This window comes from Pseudarthrobacter sp. H2, assembly GCF_050157045.1.
In the GTDB taxonomy this organism is placed as follows: Bacteria; Actinomycetota; Actinomycetes; order Actinomycetales; family Micrococcaceae; genus Arthrobacter.
This window is the reverse complement of record NZ_CP189594.1, coordinates 1,324,251-1,342,017: the sequence shown is the minus strand read 5'-3', so window position 1 is coordinate 1,342,017 and position 17,767 is coordinate 1,324,251. Positions and strand designations below refer to the sequence as shown.

23 protein-coding genes are annotated in these 17,767 nt (G+C 54.6%); 4 read left to right on the top strand and 19 right to left on the bottom strand.

The annotated features are described in order from the left end of the window. Positions 1-43: 43 nt before the first annotated feature. Positions 44-1,486, top strand: coding sequence for a recombinase family protein (locus tag ACQCSZ_RS06335; RefSeq protein WP_427007215.1), 1,443 nt, complete (start codon positions 44-46; stop codon positions 1,484-1,486). Here the strand turns inward: ACQCSZ_RS06335 and ACQCSZ_RS06330 are convergent. Next, positions 1,483-2,181, bottom strand: a complete 699-nt coding sequence (locus ACQCSZ_RS06330; protein WP_427007214.1) for a hypothetical protein — start codon at positions 2,179-2,181, stop codon at positions 1,483-1,485. The two genes, ACQCSZ_RS06335 and ACQCSZ_RS06330, sit on opposite strands and share 4 nt — an antisense overlap. A 278-nt stretch (positions 2,182-2,459) precedes the next feature. On the opposite strand from ACQCSZ_RS06330, the gene ACQCSZ_RS06325 reads away from it, so the two are divergent. The 3 genes from ACQCSZ_RS06325 (at position 2,460) to ACQCSZ_RS06315 (ending at position 5,678) form a co-directional block, all read left to right on the top strand. After that, positions 2,460-2,708 (top strand): hypothetical protein, encoded by a 249-nt coding sequence (locus ACQCSZ_RS06325; RefSeq protein WP_427007213.1) that lies wholly within the window; start codon positions 2,460-2,462, stop codon positions 2,706-2,708. Positions 2,709-2,913: 205 nt separating this feature from the next. Continuing rightward, positions 2,914-5,157 (top strand): type IV secretory system conjugative DNA transfer family protein, encoded by a 2,244-nt coding sequence (locus ACQCSZ_RS06320; RefSeq protein ID WP_427007212.1) that lies wholly within the window; start codon positions 2,914-2,916, stop codon positions 5,155-5,157. Then, a complete protein-coding gene (locus ACQCSZ_RS06315) occupies positions 5,154-5,678 on the top strand; it encodes a hypothetical protein (protein ID WP_427007211.1) in 525 nt (174 codons plus the stop codon). The genes ACQCSZ_RS06320 and ACQCSZ_RS06315 overlap by 4 nt, the downstream gene beginning before the upstream one ends. Before the next feature lie 50 nt (positions 5,679-5,728). On the opposite strand, the gene ACQCSZ_RS06310 is transcribed toward ACQCSZ_RS06315, so the two are convergent. The 18 genes from ACQCSZ_RS06310 to ACQCSZ_RS06225 form a co-directional block, all read right to left on the bottom strand. Continuing rightward, a complete protein-coding gene (locus ACQCSZ_RS06310; RefSeq protein ID WP_427007210.1) occupies positions 5,729-6,076 on the bottom strand; it encodes a histone-like nucleoid-structuring protein Lsr2 in 348 nt (115 codons plus the stop codon). Positions 6,077-6,187: 111 nt separating this feature from the next. Next, complete coding sequence (locus ACQCSZ_RS06305; protein ID WP_427007209.1) at positions 6,188-6,424, bottom strand: hypothetical protein; 237 nt, start codon at positions 6,422-6,424, stop codon at positions 6,188-6,190. 8 nt (positions 6,425-6,432) lie between these two features. Continuing rightward, entirely contained in the window at positions 6,433-7,329 is an 897-nt protein-coding gene (locus ACQCSZ_RS06300) for a CHAP domain-containing protein (RefSeq protein ID WP_427007208.1), read from the bottom strand. Beyond that, complete coding sequence (locus ACQCSZ_RS06295) at positions 7,329-7,691, bottom strand: hypothetical protein (protein ID WP_427007207.1); 363 nt, start codon at positions 7,689-7,691, stop codon at positions 7,329-7,331. The genes ACQCSZ_RS06300 and ACQCSZ_RS06295 overlap by 1 nt, the downstream gene beginning before the upstream one ends. 40 nt (positions 7,692-7,731) lie before the next feature. Beyond that, complete coding sequence (locus ACQCSZ_RS06290) at positions 7,732-8,655, bottom strand: hypothetical protein (protein WP_427007206.1); 924 nt, start codon at positions 8,653-8,655, stop codon at positions 7,732-7,734. Between the two features lie 67 nt (positions 8,656-8,722). Beyond that, positions 8,723-9,163 carry a hypothetical protein gene (locus tag ACQCSZ_RS06285; protein ID WP_427007205.1) on the bottom strand — a complete coding sequence of 147 codons (441 nt, stop codon included), beginning with the start codon at positions 9,161-9,163 and terminating at the stop codon, positions 8,723-8,725. Beyond that, positions 9,160-9,627, bottom strand: a complete 468-nt coding sequence (locus ACQCSZ_RS06280) for a hypothetical protein (protein ID WP_427007204.1) — start codon at positions 9,625-9,627, stop codon at positions 9,160-9,162. Before ACQCSZ_RS06280 ends, ACQCSZ_RS06285 begins: the two co-directional genes overlap by 4 nt. 7 nt (positions 9,628-9,634) lie before the next feature. Continuing rightward, positions 9,635-10,048 (bottom strand): hypothetical protein, encoded by a 414-nt coding sequence (locus ACQCSZ_RS06275; RefSeq protein WP_427007203.1) that lies wholly within the window; start codon positions 10,046-10,048, stop codon positions 9,635-9,637. A gap of 61 nt (positions 10,049-10,109) precedes the next feature. Further along, complete coding sequence (locus ACQCSZ_RS06270) at positions 10,110-11,258, bottom strand: hypothetical protein (RefSeq protein ID WP_427007202.1); 1,149 nt, start codon at positions 11,256-11,258, stop codon at positions 10,110-10,112. Continuing rightward, a complete protein-coding gene (locus tag ACQCSZ_RS06265) occupies positions 11,259-12,092 on the bottom strand; it encodes a phage distal tail protein (protein ID WP_427007201.1) in 834 nt (277 codons plus the stop codon). Beyond that, positions 12,089-14,728 (bottom strand): phage tail tape measure protein, encoded by a 2,640-nt coding sequence (locus tag ACQCSZ_RS06260; RefSeq protein ID WP_427007200.1) that lies wholly within the window; start codon positions 14,726-14,728, stop codon positions 12,089-12,091. The genes ACQCSZ_RS06265 and ACQCSZ_RS06260 overlap by 4 nt, the downstream gene beginning before the upstream one ends. A 24-nt stretch (positions 14,729-14,752) precedes the next feature. Then, entirely contained in the window at positions 14,753-14,932 is a 180-nt protein-coding gene (locus ACQCSZ_RS06255) for a hypothetical protein (RefSeq protein WP_427007199.1), read from the bottom strand. 47 nt (positions 14,933-14,979) lie between these two features. Then, on the bottom strand, positions 14,980-15,330 hold the full coding sequence (locus tag ACQCSZ_RS06250) for a hypothetical protein (protein ID WP_427007198.1): 351 nt from the start codon (positions 15,328-15,330) through the stop codon (positions 14,980-14,982). Positions 15,331-15,400: 70 nt separating this feature from the next. Next, positions 15,401-16,357, bottom strand: coding sequence for a phage tail tube protein (locus ACQCSZ_RS06245; RefSeq protein WP_427007197.1), 957 nt, complete (start codon positions 16,355-16,357; stop codon positions 15,401-15,403). Further along, the gene (locus tag ACQCSZ_RS06240; RefSeq protein WP_427007196.1) at positions 16,344-16,523 is read right to left on the bottom strand and encodes a hypothetical protein; all 180 of its coding nucleotides are present in this window, start codon (positions 16,521-16,523) and stop codon (positions 16,344-16,346) included. The genes ACQCSZ_RS06245 and ACQCSZ_RS06240 overlap by 14 nt, the downstream gene beginning before the upstream one ends. Positions 16,524-16,539: 16 nt before the next feature. Next, the gene (locus ACQCSZ_RS06235; protein ID WP_427007195.1) at positions 16,540-17,025 is read right to left on the bottom strand and encodes a hypothetical protein; all 486 of its coding nucleotides are present in this window, start codon (positions 17,023-17,025) and stop codon (positions 16,540-16,542) included. After that, positions 17,022-17,522 (bottom strand): hypothetical protein, encoded by a 501-nt coding sequence (locus ACQCSZ_RS06230; RefSeq protein ID WP_427007194.1) that lies wholly within the window; start codon positions 17,520-17,522, stop codon positions 17,022-17,024. The genes ACQCSZ_RS06235 and ACQCSZ_RS06230 overlap by 4 nt, the downstream gene beginning before the upstream one ends. After that, positions 17,512-17,760 (bottom strand): hypothetical protein, encoded by a 249-nt coding sequence (locus ACQCSZ_RS06225; protein ID WP_427007193.1) that lies wholly within the window; start codon positions 17,758-17,760, stop codon positions 17,512-17,514. Before ACQCSZ_RS06225 ends, ACQCSZ_RS06230 begins: the two co-directional genes overlap by 11 nt. Positions 17,761-17,767 lie beyond the last annotated feature (7 nt).

Here is a 17,767-nt window from a genome sequence, read left to right as displayed (position 1 = left end):
CATACCACGCATCTTGCATCATAATGCGACGAAGAGAATATATATGCAGAGCAAACGTGCCGCCATCTATGCCCGAGTGAGTAAGGACCGCACAGGTGCTGGCCTTGCTGTGGAGCGCCAGGAAGCCGACTGTCGCGCCCTGGCTGAGCAACTCGGCATAGCCATCACTGCGGTCTACCACGATAACGACATCAGTGCATACAGCAGCAAGCAGCGGCCCGCCTATAGGTCGCTTCTACTTGCTATAGAGAGTGGAGAGATTGACACCGTTCTTGTTTGGCATCAGGACCGGTTACTGCGTCGCACGAAAGATCTCGAGGTCTACATTGATGTCTGCCAGCCGAAGAAGGTAGCGACTCACACCGTCAAGGCCGGCTACTTTGATCTGACGACACCAGCGGGACGGGCTACGGCAAAGACCCTCGCGGCCTGGGCATCATATGAGGTGGAGACATCGACTGACCGGGTAAAGGCGGCAAAGCTCCAAGCAGCGAAGGCGGGACTGACTTCCGGCGGTAATCGTGCCTACGGGTACCAGCAGAACGGCATGGTCATCATCGAGCATGAGGCCGCCGTCGTCCGCGAGATCATTGACCGCTTCACCGCTGGGGATTCCTGGCGCACCATCGCCCTCGATTTGAATGAGCGTTCTATCCCCACTGCCAAGGGCAACAAGTGGTCGGCCATCAACGCCCATAACGTCGCCATCAGGCCGCGCAACATCAGCATCCGAGTTCACAACGACAACCAGTACCCCGCGCAGTGGCCGCCCCTCATCAGCCTCGATACGTGGGAAGACTTGCACCTGGCTATCAAGCGCGGTCAGGCGCTCTATGGCTCCCGTACATATACCCGTAAGCATCTCCTGAAGGGCTTTGTCTTCTGTGGAATCTGCAACAACCGCATGTCGATCATCAATGCCCAGGCCCGCGACGGCAGTTACCAACCCGCCTTCAGCTGCCGCAAGTTTGATGATACCCGTGGTGAGGTTGGCTGTGGCGGCGTCAAACGCCGGCAAGCACCAGTAGAAGAATTGGTGATCGATTGCATCATGTACAGGCTTGATACTCCCGAACTTAGCGAGCTGCTGGAAGGAAGCAAATCGGCCACACCTGAGTTGAAACAGCTGATGCGTGACCGCGATACCCAGGCACAGCGCCTACAGGAAATCTTGGACCTCTACTCAACCGGAGACATGACGTTCAGCGAGTACAAGACCGCTAAAACGACCGCTCAAGCTCGTCTCGATACCCTAGGACGCGAGCTTGACCGTAAGTCGAGCAAAGCAACTATCGCCGGGATTCCCGCCGGCAAGAGCGTCCAAGAGGCGTGGGACAAAGCTGACCTGCCGTGGCGACGTCAGCTAGTGGACACTCTCATCGACAAGATCTACATCGACCCACGCATCAAAGGCCAGGGCTTCCCTATGTACAAAGGCAAGTACAGGTTCGACCCTGACCTTGTGCGCATCGTCTGGAAGAGCTAGCCGTCCTTCTCATCGCGTAGTGCCATTGCAAAGTTGAACGCCCTGTCGGAAACGCGCGCCTCTGCGTCGAAAAATACCTGGCGCGAATGCTCGTCACCCGGCATCACATGGGACGTCATTCCAGTGCGTAACGCGTTGGCATCTAACGGCTTGCCGGCTTCCACCATCTTCAGAAGGTCGTAGGAGAACCGCGCTAACCCCGCAACGAGAGTTTCCAAGTCAGCGATCCGCTGCTCCAGGTGGTGCAGATTTGCTGACGAATCGGGAGCGTCTGGCACCTCGCGGTCCTTGATCTTCATCATCAGGCTTGCGAGCTTGGCCGCGCCTTCCTGCTCATGGCGTACCAGCGTTCGATAGCTGATGTCGCGCCCTTCCAGGAAATGATTGCGCCGCAGAGTGAGGGTTTCATAGCCGTAGTACCTGCCGAGTGCACTCTCTATGGCCTCCTTGTGCGGGCCGTTAACCATGAGGTCAAGGCTCCGTTTCAAGAGCGAGATAAAGACGCGTTCATCCTCAACTCCGAACGCATCTAGGACAAACGCGGGGACGCTCTCCCCCGAAAGTTGGAGGAACGGCGCACCTTGGCAGAGCCCTCTGATGACCTCGACTCGCGTCTCATCATCGACGACGGTGGTTGGTTTATCTTGCTCTTTCAACTCGCAGCTCCACTCGCTCTGGATGACATCGATTGACATGTCACTGTCATGTCAGATACCGTCATTCTATCAGTTGAACGCAGGAGGTCTACATCGCAAGAAAGGGGAGAGCAACGCCAACCTCAAATCAAATAGGACGCGCCCTCTACTACATACTCAAATCAGGTAATGGAGTTGAGCAATTAGGAGAGTACGAACCAGCCGTAGCGGAGCGCCACACAGAAACTCGACGCGTTGCACGGAAACTACCTGACGGCACCGTTGAAATCATCGAACAGACCATAACCATCGAGCGTGCTTACTAAAGGAGAATTACCGTGGGAGCTGGATTTGAAGGATTTGTCGGAGCCGTTCTCTTCATGGGGATCATGCTTGGCGGCATCATCTTCTGCGCCTGGGCGTTGACTTCCAAGAAGGGTCAGCGGCTTGACCGCAAGCAGCAGATGAAGCACAGCATTCGCCAGGGCATGCGTGACGCCGAGATTGAAGACGGCTTGTTTGAAGAAGCTATCCGCGAGGTCGCCGAGAAGGAAATGAAGAAGAGGAAGCAGATCGGCAGTGCGTAAGATTTGGGAAGGTCTTGCGCTTATCGTCATCCTCTACATCGTCATCACTCTTGCTGGTCAGGCCATAGCCCCCTATATCCCCATTGTCGGCATAGTTATCTCGTCCATGCTGGTCATCGCAGTGGGTGTGTTGCTCTTCCGAGTGGTTATATCCAGACGCAAATTCTGGTAGAAAAAGCCGCGTTGTGCCAAAGTAACAGCAGGCATGACGTGGCTTTTTCTATACCTGACACTTCCCCCGACACTATTCATCGGAGTGCTCATGCTAAAGCTCAAAAGCCAGGTTAACCTCGACAACGACCGCAAGACCTACGTCCTCACGTTCCCGCAGGATCTTGCTGAAGACCGCGTTCAAGCGTGGCTGCGCTCCGTCAGTGGAACACTGCACTCCAAGCCCTCACTTCTTGATGGCGTCCCCACTATCGTCTTTGAAACGTGGTCTACTAGCGCCGGCATCGAGCACCGCATCAAAGTACCCTGGCAGCACGCTGACGACATCATGAGCCAGCTCCGCACTCACCTCCGCGGCCTCCGCTATGAACCGGCGACTATCTTCCCCCGCCACGACTGGACGTATGCCGTCGAGATTGGCGAGAGCAACCCAGAACGTAGCCTGCGGATATTCAATTCCAACGACACGGCCGCTTCGATCCTGACTTCAATTGGCCAACTGCAGGGTGATGAAGCCGTGCTCATGCAGTGGGTAGTGGCTCCTAGTAGGCCAGCTCCTTTACCTCAGGACGGTGCCAGGACCGCAGCCTTCACCTTCAGGTCACTGCTTGGCGTCCCCGATGCCACCAAGGATGAGATCAACGACCGCCGTAAAAAATTGAGCGAGGCTAACTACAACGCCGTACTGAGAGTCGCCGCTAAAGCTGAGACGCGTCCGCGAGCTGAGAAATTGGTTGCCAACGTCCGATCGTCCTTCACGGCACTCAACTCTCCAGACAACCGCTTTGTAGAAATGAGAGTCACCAAAGCCAAGCTGCAAGACCGGATTGACAGGGCTGCAACGGTACTGGCCTTCCCGATGACGCTGGCCATCTCCGAACTCATCCCGCTTATTGCTTACCCGATTGGCTCCCCGATGGTAGCGGGACTCCCCCGTTCAGCTAGTCGTCACCTTCCAGCATCGGTCTCCATACCAGAGACTGGGATCGTCCTCGGCCGAAGCAACTTCCCTGGTAGTGAACGACCGATAGCGCTGAGTTGGGAGGACATCACCAAACACATGCACGTCACCGCTCCGACTGGAACGGGTAAAACCGAATTTCTAACCACCGTTGGCCGGCAGATCATCGAGAGCGGACACGGCATGATTCTCGTCGAGACGAAGGATGATCTCTTTGATCGTCTGCTTGAGACCATACCCCTTGACCGAATTAATGAAGTCGTGGTGATTGATCTCAACGATCCGACCGCGCCCGTGGGCTTCAACGTCCTGGATGACGGGGACCCTTACCGAACGATCGAGGATATCGAAGGCATCGTCTCAAACATCCACGGAGACAAGGACGGCGTCTGGTTTAAGAAGGTGGTCTACCACGGCCTTAGAACTCTCATGACACGAGAGGGCGCGACGGTGGCTGATCTCGTGCCGCTGCTGCAACCGCGCTACGACGAGCTGCCGTGGCGCAACGAGATCATCAAGAATCTCAAAGAGCCCGAGCTCATTCACTTCTGGCAAGAGTTAGAGAACCAGGGCAAGCAGAAGGAAATGCAGATAGTCCAGCCGGTCATCGACCGCTTCTGGCACTTCAACTCACGCCAGTCAGTTCGCAACATCTTCGGTCAGAGTACGAGCAGTATCTCTATGGCAGAGGCGGTTGCTCAGAACAAGATCGTCTTGGTGAACGTAACCAACATCGAAGAGAACACAAAGAAGTTCATCACGTCTCTGCTCGTCAACTCGGCCTGGAAGGCAGTACGAGCCAACCGTCCTGAGAAGCCCTTCTTCTTCATGGCTGATGAGGTGCAGAACTTGAAGCACCTACCTATCAGCCTCGATGACATGCTTGCCCAAGCACGCAGCTACAACTTCCCCATCATCATGGCGAACCAGTCCGTCACTCAGTTGCCACAGAACATACGAGACGCGGCGCACAATAACGCTAGGACAAAGATCGTGTTCCAGCTTGAGAGTAAAGACGCTGAAACCATGTCTGGTCAGTTTGGTAGCTCGGTCACTAAGGACGACTTCATGAACCTCGGCCAGTACGAAGGCATCGCCAGAATTGCTACGACTGAAGGTGTTAGCACACCGGTCAGCTTCATTGCTGCTCCGCCAAAGCAACGCCACAACTTGGGCTGGAAAGTCCGAGAGGCCAGCCGCAAGAACTATGGCAGGACACCTGCTGCTATAGCGGAAGAGATCGCCCGGCGCCGTAAAGCCGCCCCTACACCGGTAAGTCAACGTCCAAACATCGGCATCAAGAAGTGGGAGAAGTGATGAACATCAACCAGTACCAGGAAGCACGGATAAACCTCAGCATGTTCGTGTCCGATATGGCGCACAAACGGGCACAGGAACTTGGCTTCACGTGGGTTCCTGCCGTGGACGCCCCCGCTACGTACCGAGAGCTCAAGCAAGTATTCGCTGAGTCCGCTGAGACGATGACACCTATGCCCGTCTACTCGCTCTACTGCGACCTTTCCATTTTCAAGGATGCTGCCACGAACATGGCGCTTCGGTTCTGGCACGACAGTCTGCACATTGAAACAGGCCTGACCTTCAGTCTTCCGGACGAGCATGAGCTTGCCCTTGAGCACCTACGAATCATGGAGATTGAAGGCATCAGGAGGCACAGCATGGAATGGGAGATGCTGCGTATCGATCTACTCGGCCAGAACTACCTAAGGGCGATGTGCAAGAAGTTCCCCGGTGACCAAGAGCGCTTCGTTCGGCGGTGCCTGGAGATCGGCTTCGATGAAGGCGTTCTTGAGGAAGTGAGACTACTCAACACGGCATAGGAAATAAGGAAAGCCCGGCTCCGATGAGGGAGCCGGGCTTTCCTTATGCCTTAGTGCGCGGCGTGGTAAGCATCCTGAACGGACTGCGCTACGCGTCCACGCTCGGATATGTTGTGGCCGTTCGCTTTGGCCCACTCACGGATTTTCTGTAGCTCTTCCTTGTTGCTCTTAGGTGCCGAGATGGATGAGCTGGCGGCGCGGGGCAGGCGTGCCACATTTTTAGTTGCTACATCGGTATACTTGGAGATCGCCTCACGGAAGTCGTCCGCGTTCTTGCTCGAAAGGTCGATGCTGTAGGAAGAACCTTCAAAGGCGAACTCAATGGTCTCACCCTGGCCTTCTTCCAGCATCTCGTTAGTCAGGTCGTCGACGATTCTTGTAAAAGTTTTCTTGGCCATATAGAAAGCCTACATCCTAAAACCCTCAGCGCAATGTCTGAGGGTTCAGTGGATAGATTGTCGTCTTTGCGGCTGGAAGCGCTTAGAATGCGTCTCACAGCGTCTGACGAGCTATTTATCAGCTGGAGTGAGTAGCTGCTTGATAGTGACGAAGACGGCGTTGATACCGCCAACGAGTGCTGCACCGATGAGAGCGACTGTAAAGCTGACGACACCCGACGTACCTTGACTGGCTGCATGGATGAAGTCCAGGCCAACGAGTGCCAGTGTTCCCAGGAAGCCTGAGACGAACGAGTAGCCGAGTGCTTTGGCGATTTTGATAGCTTGCTGTTTGGTGATTGGTGACATATAGCTCCTTACTTTTTAAACTTTGATATTGCCTCAACGATGGCTGTAAAGAGGCCCCTAATCCAGCTCACGCTGTCGTTGGTCTGATTGATGGTGTCTTTGGTTGCCTGGTCGATACCGGTACCAGAGGCCGTGGCCGGCTGAGCCCTAACTGCCCCAAGCTGCTCGTTGGCGTCACCGAGCTTGGTTGTGAGGTCAGTGACACTGTTTACGAGGCCAACTGACTTATTTTGTTCTGCTTTGAGTTGATCCTGTAAGCCATAGATTTGGCCTTGCCAGTTGTCTGTGCGTGCAAGCTTTCCAAGCTGAGCGTCCTGATAGTTCTGATTGGACTCCTCGTTGTCCGACAGAATCTCCATGGCCCGCAACCAAGTCCTGCCAACAGCAGCAGCCCTAAACTCTTCACGACTGAAGCCTTGAGCGCGCCCTCTAATTTGTTGAGCTAATTTCTGCCATCGCCCGTATTCGTTGTCTGCATCGGTAATCACGTCTTCGCCTCCTTTTATTCTTAAATAGCCAAGCAGTCCAGGGGTGAACATGCTGCTGATTGTCACTTTCAGGCTGCCGCCGTAGTTCTGATTGAGCAGGCGTCCCTTGTACCAAATAGCGATGTGACCTTCGGGACCAGTCCAGTTACCCGCATCATCGCCCCAGACCACGATGTCGCCGTCTTGAGGGTTCGAAACCCTATCGAAGCGCTGAAGAACAGTTGCGTTTGTCCAGTAGTCAACGGCGTTGCCCCACACCGCTGTCGGGATACCTAGTACCTCCTCCATGTACAGACGGACATAGCTGACGCACTGGCCCGCGTAGGCAGGAGCACCGAGGTTAGTGTTGTCCGTACCAGGATTTCCGAAGCGACCGCCGAGAGTGTCGTTTTTGAACTGTTCGAATGTCTTGGCCACTACTGCTTGGCCTCCACCACCTCGTTCTGGACGACCTGGTTCTGGACATTCTGTGTCTTGACGTTCATGTTGATAGACGCTTCATAATTGCGGTCGGCCTTCTTGTCGATAGCATCAAGTTTCTTGACGACCAGGGCTTCCCATTTCTCACGCGCGGTGGCCTGCTCGCGTCCAAGCCGAACCTGCTCTTCTGACGCCGTCGCGAGCTTATTAATGGACTTAGCTAGTTCGAGGTTGGCGGCGTTGCCTTCTTTGAGGGTGGTGTCATTCTGGGTGAAGAGCTTCTTGAGTAGCCAGACGAGCACACCAACGACGGTGGCCATTATGCCAAGGGCGGCTATGGCGACTTCTGCGCCGTTCACGCTTCTGTTTCCTTGATGATTATTTTCGTTTGCTGGGTCATTAGAGTGGTACCACCGAAATTGTTCGCCTTAGAAATCCACCCGTTCCAGCTGCGACTCTGTACTTTGATGTAAAGGTTGTTGTCCCAGGGTTCAGACCGGTCAAAAGTGTCGTTGTAGATCCCTGTTGACCACTCGTGGTGCTGGTCACCTTAGCGTTATTATCTGATGCGGCCTGAGTGGTAGCACCCGACACAGCGAATGACATGAAGGTATCGTTGACTGCGCTGTTATAGCTGTGGCAAGTAATGGTCACTAATGCTGATCCGGCTGGGCCGACAGTTGCCGTGACAGCCGGGCCGACAGTTGTTAGGTCTGTATAAGTTGTCGACGCAGTGCTTTCAGTAGCCACGACTGTTGATGATGTGGCTTGGGATGGAAAGTTTCGAGCAGTAGCAATCACTCGCTTGTCTGTGATGTTCGGATTGGTGATCGTACTGACGCTTGCTCCCACAGCGACCTGAGCCAGGATGATGTACGGATTCGAAGCGCCAATGGCCGTTTGAATCTGACCGACAGTTGGTATGACAGGTGATCCTGATGGCGTCCCGGCCACCGCGGCAAACTTGAGCACATTGTTCGTGTTGTTGACGTTCGCGCCTGAGGTAGAGCCGGCCACGGCCTTGTCTATGTAGGCCACGATGTAGTCGATGCGCGGCGATGCAGCTGGAGTTGAGATGGTGACGGACTCGCCAGCGCTAGTGTCGTGGCTTATCAAGTAGCCGTATGAGCTCGGGTAGGTGCCAGTAGTGATCCGGCCGCTACCAGGCTGCACTAGGACCGTGAGATTTGGCGTGCCATTGGCGACGACAGCAAAGCCTTCAACAACATCACCCTGGAGAAATCGGTTTAGGACAACGAAGGTTCCGTATTCATCCGTCGTGCTGCTGCCATTTGCGGTGTAGTTGCTTACAAGTTTTGCCACTAGTTAGATTTCTTTGTTTAGGTTTATGTCCTCAATATAAAGCAACCAAGTACTTTTGAATAGTCCATTATGGTGTGACTGTGACCGCTGAATAGGTGGCAGGTGAAATCGTCCAGAAGGTGAATCCAACATCGACAAACGAGTATGTTGTGCCGGCGCTCAGCAAATAGAGCCGAAACTTTTGCACACCGCTGATTGGCAGCTGTGGATCGTACCGATAGAACAAGTTGCCCGATGAAGGCGTGGTTGACACGTTGACAGCGAAGTCATAGGCGATCACTGGATTCGAGGCAGCACTGTTTGGAGTAAGTGTCACTTCAATACACTGCGGCGTCGTTGAGGTTAGATTTGTGAGGGTGATATCAACATTGGTGCTCTGGTTAGCGATCCGATACATCCGAACGTCGCTGGCCCCAAAAGTCTGATCTGCCTTCATGCCGTCGACGGTCGTCCTGAGGTACTTGAGCTTCTGTTCCAGCTGCGTCTCAGCGTCACGATCCAGCCTCATACGATCCTCACGTAGGTCACGGTAACCGGAGCCGTGCTGTAGATGTGCGCCTTGAGATAAAACGTGCTCGCACTGACGGCGTTTCTGGCACCAATGGTGTACCAGTACTGCATCTTCGTGGTGTCATCGGTGATGATCTTGTTGTAGATGATCTGGTAGTTGCTCGCAAGCGTGTCGTGGTAGGGGGTGCTGGTGTTCGGTATCCACAGCTCTGGCATGAAGGCCGAGAGGAAGCTTGAGGCATCAGCTGAGGTGGCAGTGATAAGGATCGTGGCCAGAACTTGGTTTCCACCACTGGATGATGCGAGAGCGCCGGTGATGTCGTAGCTGTTCGCGCTTGAGTATTCGTACATCCTGGCTTCGGTGTACTGGATGCCCGTTTTCAACTCGCGGAGGGCCACGTCGAGGCTCGTGATGTCTTCGACTATCTTGTTCTGTGGTTCTTGGTTAATTCTGCTTGTCATAGTCCCCCTAGTAGGTCAGCGCCAGCGACGAGCCCTTGCAGCTCACCATGACGCGCATTTTGATGTAGACAGAAGCTCCCGAAGGGCCAGCGCCTATGCCAACAGTCCACGTCATTTTGTTTGGACCGATAAAGGGCGACGGCCTGACTGCCTGGCTGAAGTAGAAGGTGTCTGTCGAATCGTACTGTTGGTAGTCGGACAGACGGTGGGCGCTATCCGTCCCGTTGTTGTAAATCTGGCTGTACTGGATGCCGTATGGCTCTGCTTGTGTGCCATCGCCAGTAAACGTGATGTAGAAGAATTGTGTCGTGTTGGCGGGGATGCTGTAGGCCGACAGGTCAAAGGAGTTCGCCGTCTGCGAGATATATGAGCGTTTCACCAGGGCACTGCCCGTCGGCTGCCGGCTTTTCAGCTCGGTCACGTCACTCTGAAGGCCCCTAATCGTTGACTCGTAGTGATGGCCTATCTCCTGGTCAATCCGGTTATTCATTCTGGTTGACCCCGTAGCTGTCGAACGTCAGCTTGATCGCGCGTTCGAAGTCATTCTCGTCAATATCTACTTCCATCTGTTCGATGCGGTACAGGCCGTTGATGTTCGATAGCCACGTGTGGTTCTTGACCTCAAGAGGGATGCGATCACCGACGCTGAGGAAGTTGGTGTTTAGCTCTTTGCCGGTGATGGTGATCTTCGGCAGCTCCAGGATGTCCTTGGCAAGCGCCACGGCGGCCGTGGTGTTCTGGTCAAGCGTGGTCTGGATGCTGACCGAGTTGAACTGTTGGATCTGCTCGCGCAGGTAGTAGTTGAGCTGGCTCGTCACATCGACTTGAGTGCTTTGTAACTGATCAACGCCGAAGCCTGAACCAAGGCCGTAGATCTTGTTGAAAAGGTTGATACCACTCCGGGATAGCTGGAAGCCGGCCACGTTGGAGAGCGGCCCCCCGTAGATGAACTTGAGGTCCGTCCGCCGCGCCCCGATCTTGCTGTAGGTCTGGAACTTCTTGTCCCAGGTGAAGGCGAAATCGAAGTTGCCATCAATCAACGTGGTCAGCTCTTGAATCTTGAGCTTCACGTTGTCCCGCTGGAAGGTGCGGTCACGAATGACGCCAGTGGTGTACTGACTAACGGCATTCGTGACGCCGACGCTGCCGTTCGTCTGAGCCTGGGTAGTCGTCAGCAGGTCGGTTGCGATTGAAGTCGCTTCAGTTGCCGTATAGGTCTTGGAGACGTAGCGATCTTTGAACAAGTTGAGGTAGCCCGTGCACGTAACGGTCACTATGTAGCTCTGTGCGCCGCTCTGAGCCATGCCACCGCCAAAACCTGGCTTCGATGTGTCTTCCGCAAGATTGAAGCTCACATCGACTACCTGAGCGCCGAATAGGTACTGACCGGCTCGCTTTACTTTGACGTCAGTGACATACGGATCGATCAGGGTCCGTGGATTGATGCCGCCTAGATTCGTCAGGCAGTAGTTTTCGAAGGCGAAGAGATCAAGGCTGAACGTCAAAGTCTCTGCTTCGTTTCGCTGCATCGAGTAGGAACGGTTGAAGCAGAGCGCGGATATGTCAGCAATGCGCGAACCTCCCGCGCTCCATAGTTCGATCTCGTAAAGGCGTTTACCTCCGAAATCCATCTAGATGCCCCTGTAACCGCTTCTCCAGGAAACGGTCGCTACGGTCGTGTCAGTTCCGTCTGCCGTGGTCAGGTTGATGCTGTTGTTGCCAGGGAGCAGCGGCCACCAGGAACTAGAGCTAGTCACGAACGGTAAGACCGAACCGCCGTTGAGCAAGACCGTGCGGTTCTTCATATCGATCACCAAGGTGTCGCCGGCGGTCGTCGTCAGTCCTGTCAAAGTGAAGAACTGGCCCGTCGTCTGATTGGTAATCGAGGGGTTGGTCATCTTGTTGATGAGCGTGATCGTCGGGTAGATAGTGACATTACCGGTGTTGTTGACCGTCGTAGGCTGAGATCCAGCCGCCCAAGTGATCGGCCACGTTATCGGCCACGTGATGCCGCCGCCGCGGGCTGGATTGACCGTCACGCTCATGAGTCCGGAGGCCGAGTTGTCATAGATGGTCGGGTCAGTGGCGATAAGGCTGATCTTGAACGGAGCCTGATTGATGGAGCGGAGTATCGGCATATCGAGCGAGTCAATGTTGCAGTTGACGAGGTACTGGTTGCCCGCGTTCGTCGTGATGTTCATGGCCACTGAGGATGTTGCAACGGCAGCAGCGAGGTTTCGTCTCGTCGTCTCGAGCGTCGCTGGCGTACCGAAGAACTGCCCCGTCAGGGTGATCAGGCGCATCCCATAGAACTGAGACCCCACATAGCCACCGTCTCGGCCGCTGTAGTTGCCGCTTGAAGTGCGGATCGGCGGTAGACCGAGCCCTTCAATTGGTTCGTCCAGGTAGGCGGCATTGACGCTGTTTGGATCGTTCAGTACGAAGCCGTTTAGGGAGATGATCATCGCAGCGACAACCTCCAGCCAAGATCGGCCAAGAAGCGCTGCTGATCCATCTGATTAGCGATGGTCAGGTTTTCTATGTTTATTGATGCACCTCCTCCCCCAGTTGGTGTGGAACGTGTTCGGTAGGCAGGGACGACTTGCGCGCCTTGGGGCATGTTGACGATCTCAGGGCCCATCTCGCCGACAAGGGTTGCGCCACCAGGAGCGTTTGATGTTCCGAGAGCGTGGCGATTATTGACGTTGTTGATGATTCTTTGAGCTGCAGCTTTGCGCTCTGGAGATGCGACGCCGCTGTTGATAACGCTGTAGGCAACAGCCAGGTCCTTCTTATCTTGTTCAGCAAGGCTGGCTTTAGCCGCTGTTGCTTCAGCAACCGCTGCCTTGGCCCTATTGGCTGCATCGACTACAAGGAACAGGGAAGCAATGGCAGCAGCAACTGCGATGGCAGGCATGACCATCGGAGTGGCGACCAGTGCGCTCAACGCTCCAACGGCAGCACTTGAAGAGACGGCAGATGCAATCCAGGCACCCGACGCAATAGCTGCGTTGGCGATGGCTGAAGCAGACATGGCGACAAAGGCTGCGATTATCCGAGGTAGTTCAGTGACCACCCAGGCGACCGCTGAAGCAGATGCAGATGCAATCCAGGCGCCGGAAGCGACGAGCGCGTGTGTCACCGCTGCGCCTGAGGTCAAAGCGAAGCCGGCCACAATCCTAGGTAACTCTGTGGCCACCCAGGCAAAAGCTGACCTAGCCGCAGAGGCTATCCATGCTGCTGATGTTGTCGCAGCGTGAATGGTGGATTGAACCGCGGTCACAGCGGCAGCGGCAACGATCTTTGGAAGTTCAGTTACAGCCCACACGAATGACGCTCTGGTGGCGTTGAAGACCCAGGCCCATCCTGCGTCAGCGGCAGACAGAGACACTTTAATCGCCGTAAGGCTCGAAACGCCCGCAACCTTGGCCATGTTCAATACCCAGGCAAATGAAGATACGACTGCTCCAGCAGTCCACGAAGCACCGGCTTTGACGGCGTCGATGGCCATCATCGTGTAGATGCCCGCACTCAGTGCGATCATCCTTGCGCTGTTGACCGTCCAAGCTATGGAAGCAGCAACAGAGCCAGCTACCCATCCCGCACCCGCTGCGACACCTGAGGCAGCGATCTTTACGCCGGCAACAGCTGCTTTGCCCGCGGCAATTGCCAGAGCCGGGCCGAACACGACGCCGAGCACAGTAGATACTGACTTAATGGCCGTCTCGTTTTCCTCTATCCAGCCTTTGAAGTCCTGCCATACTTGCTTTCCTTCTTTGATTTTCTGATGGAGCTCTGCGATGGCCTTGTCCTTGAAGTCACTGACAGCCTTGGCCGCATCTCCGAGTGCCCGGCGGATGTCATCAACCCGATCACCAGCGAATTTGACGCTGGCACTCACCGTTGAAGAGATGGAATCAATCGCGGAAAGAAAACCCTTAACTACTCCCTGGATCGCGTTGAAGGCCGGCTCTACGTTGTTTGCCAAGTAGGTGACGATGGCCGTCAGGGAAGGAAGCAGCTTTATGCCAACATCGATGGCCACAGTTTCCAGCGAACTTTTCAGTGCATCCATGGCACCGTTGAATCCAGCATTCTGCGCTGCGGCGAGCTGCGCTGCGGAACCCTGCTTCATGACAGCGTCGCGCATTTTGTCGTAACCAGCGACGCCGTCTTTCATGATGATGGACGCGGCACGGATTCCATCGCTGCCAAAGATGTCAGCCAAGAGGCTATTCTTTTGAGCGTCCGTTTTGCCTTCGAGCGCCTTGGTCATGTCTTGGATGATTTTTTGAGTAGTCTTTAGCTGACCACCGGCTTCGTAGGCGTTAAAGCCAATTGATTTCATGGCGCCAGCTGCTGTACTGGACGGCGATATCAAGGCCATGAGCATGGACTTCACGCTCGTACCCGCATCAGACCCCTTGAGGCCAGCGTTAGCCATTAGGGCGAGTTGAGTCACCACGTCTTCGACTGGACGTTTCGTCATCGCCGCGACGGCACTCGCCTGACTTAGTGAGATACCCAGGTCCGACACACCCGCGCTAGACGCGTTAGCCGCCGCGGCTAAGAGATCAGCGACGCGGTTAGCTTCTTCACCCTTCAAACCGAAGGACATGAGTGCGTTAGCCGCAATTTCAGCTGCTGCGGCGGTGTCCATCTGGCCAGCTTTGGCAAGAGAGAGAACACCCTTTGACGCGACGAGGGAGTCATTGACCGAGAGGCCAGCTTTAGCCAGCTCGACCATCGCCAGTGAGGCATCTTTGGCGCTGACGCCTGGAAGGCTGATGTCCTTGCCCAGTTCCCTTGAACGGGTAGCGACTTGCTTCATCTGCTCTGCCGTCGCACCCGAGACGGATTGGAAGATGTTTAGAGACTGTTCGTAGTCAGCGGCACTTGTAACAGCGAACTTGGCCGCCATAACGGCAGCGGCGCCAGCTGCGACGGCAGCTACACCTGCTACCTTGCCGAGAGAACCCAGGGCGGTGCTGAATCGACCGGAACTATTTGTCCCATTGTCCATCTCATTAGAGATGTCTCTAAGTGGCTTGGATGCCTTATCTTCGGCGGATATAACGATATTGATTTTATTTGAAGCCACGTGGTAAATCTCAGGACAGCCGAGTTAGATTGGTTGCTGTCTTATGTTTTCCAATTTAACACGTTCATCGTCGAGCGGCCATATCAATCGCGCCTGATAAATCGCTTCCCACGGCTCCTTTTCAAACTCAAGGGCACTCATATGAAAGCGCTCCCTGTACCGGAAAGCAAAGACTTCGTCGACAACCTCATCGGGGATGTCCACAGTCAGATCATTGACGATCAAGTCCCGGTATTGCGCCTCGACCTGGCCTAATTCTTCGCTTTTAAACGGTTGACACCCGTAGCAACACTGACAACCTCCTGCTGCCAGAAGAAGTTGATGGCGTCTACTACTTCGGCTACATCTGCCACGGTGAACTCAACGGGAGTCGCTATGCCGTTCTCATCAGTGCTCATGATGACACCACCGACGATCACTTCTAGACATGCCTCGCGGATAACCTTCTCGGCCGTCTCCTCGTCTGCATCCGCGCCAAAGCCTGCCAACCACGCCTTCCGCTTCGATTCGTTAGCCGTTCGAACTTTCAGATAGCAATCGTCCCAGCCTTCCGCAAAGCCTTTTAGACTCATCTTTCGTTCGGCAACAATATTCAAGCTCATTCGGGGATTCTCCAATTAAAAATGCTGCCTCAAGTTAACCACGAGGCAGCCTTTTAATCAATGAACCTTACTAGACGTATGTAGGACGCAAGTTGTTTAGAACCGCAGAGATCGCCTTACCTGAGGCAATGTCGAACTCACAGTAGAACTGAACCGTCTGAGTGATGACATTCTCTTTATCCGATGTTTTCTGCAGATCGCGGAAGCGGGCGCGTGGAGCGGTGAACTCAAGAGTGGTCGTGCCGTTCGTGAGCTTGATGCTCATGGCCTTGATGACGTTCGCGAGGTAGTCCGTCTCCACCTGAGTGTCGGTGTAGCGGATAATGAACTCACCCTTGGCTTCGAACGATCCGCGCATGAACTCAGTAACTGTGTCAGTCCCGAGTGGGAAGTAGGCCTCTGCCTTACGCTCAAGCTGGAGCTTCACGCTCTTAGCAGTGATGGCCGTAGCCCCAGAAAGGCTTGCAACATCGACGGCAGTCTTCAGGGTGATGTCCTTGCTCGTGAACTCTTTCTCAGCGGTGATCGCCACGGTCTCGGTAGCGGCTGCACCAGGACGGGCTTTGACACTTGCAGCCATTTCTACCCAGCCGCCGGCCTGAGCGCTGATCTCTAGGGACTCAACGGTTCCGTAGGTGTACTTCTGGGTCTCAAGCGGGTTGACGCGAGTAATTGAAAGAGACTTCGGCACCGTGGACTGATTTAAAGTAAAGGTGTGTGGATAGACGCCACCCGTGATCGTGCCATCTACAACGGTGCCGAACATACCCAGGAGAAGGAAGCCACATGTCTCAGCGGTAACCTTTCCGCTGAGCTTGCCTTCCGCCCAACGCTCGACAATCGCGCTGTCGTTGATCTTCTCAACAGTGCCCTGAGCACTCTCGTTTTCGATAATGGTCGTCTTGTTCTGGATGTCTTGGTCGAGCCATTGCATCCAAGCCTGTGAAGCGACTCCGGTACCTGGCGTTGCTTCGATTCCAAGGCCGATTCCTTCTCGGCGGCCAATAAATGGATTAGTTGTTGACATCACCTACCTCTAGTTCTTTCTCTTTTATTAGTTGCTTTTCCACGTCAGCTAAGTCCTCGGCATCTAAGGTCTTACCTTCGAAGGGAAGAAAGTATTTTCGCTTAGGGGTGATGACCCGCTTTGCCATGGTTTTCTTAGGCTGTTCGTCTGGCGATATATTGCTCATAACTTCAATTTAACATCTAGTACGTGTATTTAGAATAGCTAACCTCGATATTGATATTGCACAGTAGCAAGGCTCCACTTTTACCGTTGGCAATGAACCATCGCACTTGGGTGACGTTCATGATCCAGTTGGCTATCGTCGGATCGATCGCAGATAGCTGGTTGATGTGATCTCCGTGCTCAGTGGTATCGACTATCAGGTCCGTGAGGTCATACATGTGGTTGTAAGTAGCGCTCTCGACATCAGTCGGTGAATTGAGCGGGAAGTGCATGATGGCTGCAAAGGACACCGTGTGGTCCTTCTCATCGCTCGTCGCAGTCGTACTTGTCATGCCGTTTGGTAGCAATCGGACCGACGGATAACCGTCAAACTCATCCTTTGTGTTGTCCAGGACGTTCACGAAGGCCGGCTCGGCTCCGGCTCCGGTATCGTAAGTGATCCCGGACAGCATCGTGACGACGGCATCTTTTATCTTTCGGTTCATCCCCTTGTAAATACTCATAGCGCCATCCTTTCTAAATATTGCATCACCCCTGTGTTGAACAGACTTCCCACTGTGCCTTTGGTTGCCTGATAGGTCGGTTCGATATACGGATGTGGTTTGGTGCCACGGAGCTCGATGCCCTTGGCGATCGCCCACACATTGAGGCCCTTCATCTCGCACCACTGCGCCAGAGCACTGTCTGGTCCCATAGGTGGTCTGTGAGGTCGTGAGCCCGTCTCTACGGCATCTGCGTAGGGAATGCTGTCGCTTGGCTTGATCGTGGCAGTTCTTCGAACGGGATCGATATCAATGCTGATGTTGTTCTTGAGTCCCTGGCCCATGGCGCCGGCGACGCCTTCGGGCGCTCGGCTGCTCATCTCTTCCTTGACGATGTACGAGGCGTTATGGAGCCACGAATTGATCTGGCTGTCCAGTCCCATGGCAGTCCGTGACAGTCGTTCGGGGATGCCGTTGGTCTCCATGACGACTTCGTACCTCACGCCGTTACTGGCCATTGGCGTGCTCCGTCTCAGCTGTGAGGTGGACGTGACTGACAAGTGGCAGGCCGCTGTAAGGCTGCTTGCCGCGGACGATGTAGGTAGTTCCGCTAAAGGTCAGCTTGTCGCCAATCTGGATGTCCGTGCCGTCATTGAAGTAGATGTCCCAGCCAAACCCGACGCTAAAGCCGTTCTGGACCGCTGCCTGAGCCGTCATGGGCAAGAAGAGGCATTGAAGGCCGGTATAGAGCGACACGTAAGAC

What these genes read in the sequence shown, in the direction of transcription:
- ACQCSZ_RS06305 (WP_427007209.1), bottom strand. Translation starts at nt 6,424, where the DNA reads ATGTCACCAATCACCAAACAGCAAGCTATCAAAATCGCCAAAGCACTC.
- ACQCSZ_RS06265 (WP_427007201.1), bottom strand. Translation starts at nt 12,092, where the DNA reads ATGATCATCTCCCTAAACGGCTTCGTACTGAACGATCCAAACAGCGTC.
- ACQCSZ_RS06240 (WP_427007196.1), bottom strand. Translation starts at nt 16,523, where the DNA reads ATGAGCAATATATCGCCAGACGAACAGCCTAAGAAAACCATGGCAAAG.
- ACQCSZ_RS06335 (WP_427007215.1), top strand. Translation starts at nt 44, where the DNA reads ATGCAGAGCAAACGTGCCGCCATCTATGCCCGAGTGAGTAAGGACCGC.
- ACQCSZ_RS06320 (WP_427007212.1), top strand. Translation starts at nt 2,914, where the DNA reads ATGACGTGGCTTTTTCTATACCTGACACTTCCCCCGACACTATTCATC.
- ACQCSZ_RS06230 (WP_427007194.1), bottom strand. Translation starts at nt 17,522, where the DNA reads ATGGCCAGTAACGGCGTGAGGTACGAAGTCGTCATGGAGACCAACGGC.
- ACQCSZ_RS06310 (WP_427007210.1), bottom strand. Translation starts at nt 6,076, where the DNA reads ATGGCCAAGAAAACTTTTACAAGAATCGTCGACGACCTGACTAACGAG.
- ACQCSZ_RS06330 (WP_427007214.1), bottom strand. Translation starts at nt 2,181, where the DNA reads ATGTCAATCGATGTCATCCAGAGCGAGTGGAGCTGCGAGTTGAAAGAG.
- ACQCSZ_RS06235 (WP_427007195.1), bottom strand. Translation starts at nt 17,025, where the DNA reads ATGAGTATTTACAAGGGGATGAACCGAAAGATAAAAGATGCCGTCGTC.
- ACQCSZ_RS06245 (WP_427007197.1), bottom strand. Translation starts at nt 16,357, where the DNA reads ATGTCAACAACTAATCCATTTATTGGCCGCCGAGAAGGAATCGGCCTT.
- ACQCSZ_RS06280 (WP_427007204.1), bottom strand. Translation starts at nt 9,627, where the DNA reads ATGACAAGCAGAATTAACCAAGAACCACAGAACAAGATAGTCGAAGAC.
- ACQCSZ_RS06250 (WP_427007198.1), bottom strand. Translation starts at nt 15,330, where the DNA reads ATGAGCTTGAATATTGTTGCCGAACGAAAGATGAGTCTAAAAGGCTTT.
- ACQCSZ_RS06270 (WP_427007202.1), bottom strand. Translation starts at nt 11,258, where the DNA reads ATGGATTTCGGAGGTAAACGCCTTTACGAGATCGAACTATGGAGCGCG.
- ACQCSZ_RS06285 (WP_427007205.1), bottom strand. Translation starts at nt 9,163, where the DNA reads ATGAGGCTGGATCGTGACGCTGAGACGCAGCTGGAACAGAAGCTCAAG.